Annotated in this window: 5 protein-coding genes; 3 read left to right on the top strand and 2 right to left on the bottom strand. The window is 67.3% G+C overall.

Annotated features, from left to right (window positions below; all coding sequences use genetic code 11):
• Both VKH46_14075 and VKH46_14070 read right to left on the bottom strand, forming a co-directional pair.
• Positions 1–919: rod shape-determining protein (locus VKH46_14075; protein HKB71971.1), on the bottom strand; the 919-nt coding region annotated here is incomplete at its 3' end.
• Complete coding sequence (locus VKH46_14070) at positions 916–1,935, bottom strand: N-acetylmuramoyl-L-alanine amidase (protein HKB71970.1); 1,020 nt, start codon at positions 1,933–1,935, stop codon at positions 916–918. The genes VKH46_14075 and VKH46_14070, both read right to left, overlap by 4 nt.
• Before the next feature lie 119 nt (positions 1,936–2,054).
• Between VKH46_14070 and VKH46_14065 the strand changes: the two genes are divergently transcribed.
• From VKH46_14065 to VKH46_14055, 3 genes are all read left to right on the top strand, one after another.
• Positions 2,055–3,608 carry a magnesium chelatase gene (locus tag VKH46_14065; protein HKB71969.1) on the top strand — a complete coding sequence of 518 codons (1,554 nt, stop codon included), beginning with the start codon at positions 2,055–2,057 and terminating at the stop codon, positions 3,606–3,608.
• 246 nt (positions 3,609–3,854) lie between these two features.
• A complete protein-coding gene (locus tag VKH46_14060) occupies positions 3,855–4,613 on the top strand; it encodes an aldolase/citrate lyase family protein (GenBank protein HKB71968.1) in 759 nt (252 codons plus the stop codon).
• Between the two features lie 312 nt (positions 4,614–4,925).
• Entirely contained in the window at positions 4,926–6,011 is a 1,086-nt protein-coding gene (locus VKH46_14055) for a VWA domain-containing protein (protein HKB71967.1), read from the top strand.
• Positions 6,012–6,222 lie beyond the last annotated feature (211 nt).

Genomic DNA, 6,222 nt, shown 5'->3' with positions numbered 1-6,222 from the left:
CGCCCCCCATCTCGCCGAGCGTCTTCTCGAGCGCCTCGGCCAGGCCGGGGATCTGCGATCCCCCTCCGGCGAGGATGATGTTGTTCCGGACGTCGTCCTGGTATTCGGGCTCGACGCGCGAGACGAGGTCGAGCATCGTCTCGGAGATCGGGCCGAGCAGGCTCTCGCAGGCGCGGCGCATCTCGGCGGTGATGTCGAGCTCGGTCGGCTTCCCGTGGACCGGCACCTTGACGACGACCGGCTGCTTCGGCTCGCCGACGAAGCTCCCCTTCTCCTTCCACTCGCGGACCATGTAGATCGAAAACCGGCCGTCGGGCATCTTGTTGCGCAGCAGGGTGGCGAGGTGCTCGTCGACCGAGTCTCCCGCGTTCGTGAGCGTCCGCTGGTCCTCGTCGGTCGGGTAACGCCCGTTCATCACGCAGAAGTCGGTCGTGCCGGCGCCGATGTCGATGATCATCGTGTGCAGGAGCGAGTCCATTCCGTAGGCGACCGCGAACGGCTCGGAGACGATCATGAGCGAGTCGGCGAGCCCGGAGACGGCGTTGCGCAGGTGCTGCTTCGACACGCGCAGCGCTTCGGCCGGAACGCCGACGACCGCGAACACCTTCTGCCCCTCCTTCGCGCTGGCGAGCGAGATGAGGTGGCCGAGGAGCTCGCGGACCGCCTCCTCGTCCTTCTGCGAGCCTTCCTTGATGAGGCCGCGCTCGAGAGGGCGGTGGAGGTCGAGCATCGGCCGGTTGTCGAGCGCTTCCTTTCCGAAGAGGACCGCTTTCTTGACGACCTTCCGGGCCACCATGTCGACCGGCCACCCGACGTAGCTGTCCACGACGTGACGCGCGCCGTTGGAGGAGGAGATCGCGCTCCGGGAGGTGCCCAGGTCGATCCCCACCTGGAGGACCTCGTTCTTCGACTTCGTCATGAAACCCCTTTCGGCGCGGCGGCCGAGGCCGCGAGCCCTTCGGCGGACGTCTCCGGTTCGATGATGCGGCGGATCCCGGAATAGAGGGCCCGCGCGAGCGCGGAGCGGTACGCGGGCGTCCCGAGGCGGCGCGCCTCGTCGGCGTTCGACATGCAGGAAATCTCCGCGAGGATCGCGGGCATCCGCGTCCCCACGAGGACGACGAGCGGCGCGGTCTTCACTCCCCGGTTCTGGACCCGGTCGTTGACTTCCCGCAGGGCGCGAAAATATCCCGCCTGCAGCGTTTCGGCGAACCGCCGCGACTCGTCCTGGCGCACGCCGACGTACACGCCCTCGAGCAGCGTCTTGAAGTCGGCGAGCGAGTAGCCGGAGCCGGCGTTCTCGTCGCGGGCGAACCGCGCGGTCGCCGGGTCGCGCGTGCCGCCGAGGTAGAACGTCTCGATCCCCACACGGTCCGGGACGGCCATCGAGTTGATGTGGATCGAGAGGAAGAGATCGGCGTTTACCGCGTTGGCGATCTCGACGCGCCGTTCGAGCGACAGCGACCGGTCGTCCGTGCGGGTGAGCACGACCGTGACCGGGACATCCTTCAGGAGCGCTCGCAGCCGCTCCGCGACGTCCAGCGTGATCGCCTTCTCCTCGAGCCCCTGCCGGGTCATCGCGCCGGGGTCGCCGCCGCCGTGGCCGGGGTCGATCACGAGCTTCCGGATCGCGAGGCGGAAGAGCGACGGATCGATCTTCTGCGGCGCCGGGAGCGCGGCGGAGAGCGCCGGGGCGGCGGGCGGGGCGGGTTCCGACGCAAAATGGCGGCGGGGCGCGGCGAAGCGAGCCGCGGTGCTGCCGATCGCCCCCGAGAAGGCGACGACGAGCGTCGCGGCGAGCCCTCCGAGGAGCCAGCCGTTGACCGCGCGCCGGCGCCGGCGCAGGCCGGACGGGAGAGTGCCGCGGACGGTATCCAGGTTGTCCCGGACCAGATCGCGGATCATCTGCTGCTTGATGCGGTCTTTTCCCGGCATGGTCGCTCGCGAAGTGTAACAGGGTGTGGACCCTCTTTTGCATCGATGCGGGGGCGCGCGGGCCGGATCGGCGCGCCGGCGAGAATCGAGAACCTATAATGACCGCAGCGAGGAAACACGTGAGACCTCAGACTCTCGGGGAACTGAAGGACAGCGGCTACCGCGCCCGAAGCGTCAAGGACGAGCTGCGCGAGAATTTGATCGCCAGCCTGCGCCGGGGCGAGGACCCCTTCCCGGGGATCTTCGGCTACCGGCACACCGTCCTCCCGATGCTCCACAACGCGATCCTCGCTCGCCACGACATCATCCTGCTGGGGCTCCGCGGCCAGGCCAAGACGCGGCTCCTCCGCTCCCTCGTCAACCTCCTCGACGAGTACCTCCCGGCGATCGCGGGGAGCGAGGTCAACGAGAACCCGTTCGAGCCGATCACGGCCTTCGGACGCCGGATCGTGACGGAGCGCGGCGACGAGACGCCGATCGTCTGGATCCCGCGAAGCGAGCGCTATCGGGAGAAGCTCGCGACTCCGGACGTGACGATCGCGGATCTCATCGGCGACATCGACCCGATCAAGGCCGCGACTCAGAAGCGCACCTATTCGGACGAGGAGATCATCCATTACGGGATCATCCCCCGCACGAATCGCGGGATCTTCGCGATCAACGAGCTCCCCGACCTCCAGCCCCGGATCCAGGTGGGGCTCCTCAACATCCTCGAGGAGCGCGATCTGCAGATCCGCGGCTTCCCGGTGCGGATCCCGCTCGACATCCTCCTCGTCTTCTCGGCCAACCCCGAGGACTACACGAACCGCGGGAACATCATCACCCCGCTCAAGGACCGGATCTCGTCCCAGATCCTGACCCACTACCCGGACGAGGTGAAGACCGCCCGCGCGATCACCGAGCAGGAAGCGTGGACGGAGCGGTCGGGCGAGGTCGGCCTCGAGGTGCCCGAGTACTTCAAGGAGCTCGTCGAGAAGATCGCCTTCGCGGCGCGCCAGTCGGAGTTCGTGGACCAGTCCTCGGGCGTCTCCGCGCGCATGCCGATCTCGGCGCTCGAGATCCTCTATTCGAACCTCGAAAGGCGCGGGATCCTGAAGGGGGAAAAGCGCGTGTTCCCGCGGCTCTGCGACCTGCTCGCCTGCCTGCCCGCCATCACCGGCAAGGTGGAGGTCGTCTACGAGGGAGAGCAGCAGGGGACGGAGGTGATCGCCAAGAAGCTGATCGCCGGGCCGATCGCCGACCTCTTCAAGGAGAAGTTCCCCCCCGTCGACTCCGGGCGCCGCACGGAACGCGCGCGCACGCCCCCTCCCGAGGATTCGGACGAGCCGGCGCCGCGGGCGCGCTCCCGCTTCCCGGCCGAGGAGCCCGACAAGTTGAATCCCGTCTACCGCGAGATCGTCGACTGGTTCGCGGCGGGCAACCGCATCGACATCTCCGACGAGTCGTCGTTTTCCGAGCACTTCCAGGCGCTCGAGTCGATCCCCGGCCTGCGCCGCGTCGCCGAGGAGCACTTCAAACCCTCCTCGCGCGAGGAGACCGCGCTCGCGATGGAGCTCGTGCTCGAAGGGTTGACGCAGCATCTCAAGATCGCGCGCGAGGACCTCGACTCGAAGGTCTCCTATAAAGAAATGTTGAAGTTCAACCTGGTCAGGCAGCGAACACCCGTCTCATAAATCAACGCCTGTGGCAGGCGCCGAGTTGAAGCGGCAGAGCCGCTTAACTCGGCGCGCCTTGACACAACTCTGCGTCTTCGGATTGCGCGCTCCGATCAAGAAGCCGTGGCGCGACGGCTCGCGCCGCGGCATGGCTCTGGCCCCGAATCGACCTCCCTGTCATTGCGAGCGAAGCGACCCGTGCGCCATAGCTCGAAGAGCGGTTCCGGCTTGCCGAAGGCGAACTCGCCGTAAGATCGTCTCCTCATGAACGACCGCCAGACCAACCTCCGCGCTCGCATCCGCTCGGGCGAAACGCTCCTCGGCTGTTTCCTGACGTGGCCGGTGCCCGGCGCGGTCGAACTTTTCGGCCTCGCCGGATTCGATTTCGTCGTGATCGACGTCGAGCACGGCTTCCACGACATCGAATCGGTGGAGAACCTCGTCCGTGCCGCGGACGTTGCCGGGATCGCCGCGATCGCGCGTCCCCCGCGTTTCGACTCGGACGTGGCGAACCGGGCTCTGGACGCCGGCGCGGCGGGCATACTGGCGCCCCGCGTCGGAAGCGCAGCGGACGCGAAGACGACCGTCGAGAACGTCAAGTTCGCTCCGGAAGGCCGCCGCGGCCTCGGCGGGGTGCGCGCGAACCGCTACGGCACGCAGCCGCTCGCGGAATTCGTCAAGGAGTCGAACGAGAAGACGGTCGTCGCCGTCCAGATCGAGACATCTGGAGCGCTTCTCGATCTGGATGGCATCGCCGCGCTTCCCGGCGTCGACGCCCTCTTCGTCGGGCCGAACGATCTGACCCAGGCTCTCGGCATCCCGGGCAAGGTCGACGACCCGCGCTACGCCGAGGCCGTTGCCCGCGTCGCGAAGGCAGCCTCAGACAACGGGAAAGCGGCGGGCATCATGCTCGGCCGGCGGGAGCAGATTCCCGCGCTCGTCGAGACGGGCTACCGCTTCTTCACGACGAGCGACCGCACGCTGCTGCTGGAATCGGCGCGCGCCTGGCGCGGAGCGCTGTAAGAAGCGCGGCGACCTGTCACGCCGAAGCCTTGGGGAAGGCGGATGCATCGAGCCGGGCGGGCGCGTGGCAGCCGCCCGCGGGCTTAACGTACGCCGTGGTACGCCGCGCCCGCGGGCCGGCTGCCCCGCATCCCGCCGGGCTCGCGCCTCGCCGCGCTTCATGGTTTTCCCTTCACTCAACGCCGCGGTGAGGGCGGCGCACCGAACGTCTTCCCAATTTTCGACCTCCGACTTTTGACCTTCGACTCGTGACTCGTGACCCGCGACTCTTGACGCGGGCTGGCACGTCCGATGCGATAATCGAGTCGGGCCATGAGATACCGCTACCAGGACTACCCTGTCGACCTCCTCCGCCAGCTCCTCACGATGGACGAGCTGACGAAGCTCTTCTGGCAGCTCGTGCTCCAGACGGGCGGGGACGTCGAAGAGGCGCTCCGGTGGATGAAGTACCTCCAGGAGCGCGGTTTGATCGACCCCGGGATCGACCTCGGCAAATTCCGCGAGGAGCTCGAGAAGCGGGAGCTCATTGAGGACCGCGGCGGCGCGGCCGTCTTGACGGGCGCGGCCGAGCGGCAGATCCGCCGGCAAGCGCTCGAGGAGGTCTTCTCGTCGCTCAAGAGATCGGGTGCGGGCTATCACGCCACACCCAAGACCGGGGCCGGCGGCGACCTCGTGCCGGAGACCCGCCCGTACGAGTTCGGCGACAACCCGACCGCCATCGACGGCGTGCGCACGATCGGGAACGCCGTCCGCCGCGACGCCGAGGCGATCGATTTACGCGAGGAGGACTTCGAGGTCTACTCGACCGAGCACCTCACGTCGTGCGCCACCGTCATCGCGATCGACATCTCCCACTCGATGGTGCTCTACGGGGAGGACCGCTTCACGCCGGCGAAGAAGGTCGCGCTCGCGATGGTCGAGCTCATCCAGTCGAAGTACCCGAAGGACACGATCGACGTCGTGCTCTTCGGCGACGACGCCAAGCGCATCCCGATCTCCGAGATCTCGAAGACGCAGGTCGGCCCGTTCCACACGAACACGAAGGCGGGCCTGGCCCTTTCCCGGAAGATCCTCCAGCACAAGAAGAACCCGAACAAGCAGATCTTCATGATCACGGACGGCAAACCTTCCGCCATCTTCGACCGCGGGAAGCTCTACAAGAACCCGTTCGGGCTCGATCTGAAGATCGTCAACCGCACTCTCGAGGAAGCCGACGCCTGCCGCCGCGACGGGATCACGATCACGACGTTCATGATCGCGACCGACTCCTACCTCGTCGAGTTCGTCGAGAAGCTCACGAAGATCAACCGCGGGCGCGCGTACTACGCCTCGCCCTACAACCTCGCCGAATTCCTGTTTTCGGACTACATCAAGAATCGCAAGAAGTTCTTGCACTAGGTGTTCGGTGCGCGATGCATCGAGTACGGCGCCGCCGAGTTGAAGCGGGCGCCTTCCGCCGCGCGCGGGCGGCCCGGCCGGCAGGCGAGGAGTACCGGTGGCGTACGTTGAGCCTGCCGGCGGGCCGTCCGCGTCCCGAATGGCGGTATGTATCCCCGCACCGCTAGAATCTCGGCATGAGCCGAATTTCGAAGCTAGGACGATCGCGCAC

Source organism: Thermoanaerobaculia bacterium (assembly GCA_035260525.1).
In the GTDB taxonomy this organism is placed as follows: domain Bacteria; phylum Acidobacteriota; class Thermoanaerobaculia; order UBA5066; family DATFVB01; genus DATFVB01.
Note: the sequence above shows the minus strand (reverse complement) of the source record. Positions and strands in the feature narration are given on the sequence as shown.

Coding starts and splice junctions, on each gene's coding strand:
- VKH46_14070 (HKB71970.1), bottom strand. CDS start 1,935: ATGCCGGGAAAAGACCGCATCAAGCAGCAGATGATCCGCGATCTGGTC.
- VKH46_14060 (HKB71968.1), top strand. CDS start 3,855: ATGAACGACCGCCAGACCAACCTCCGCGCTCGCATCCGCTCGGGCGAA.
- VKH46_14055 (HKB71967.1), top strand. CDS start 4,926: ATGAGATACCGCTACCAGGACTACCCTGTCGACCTCCTCCGCCAGCTC.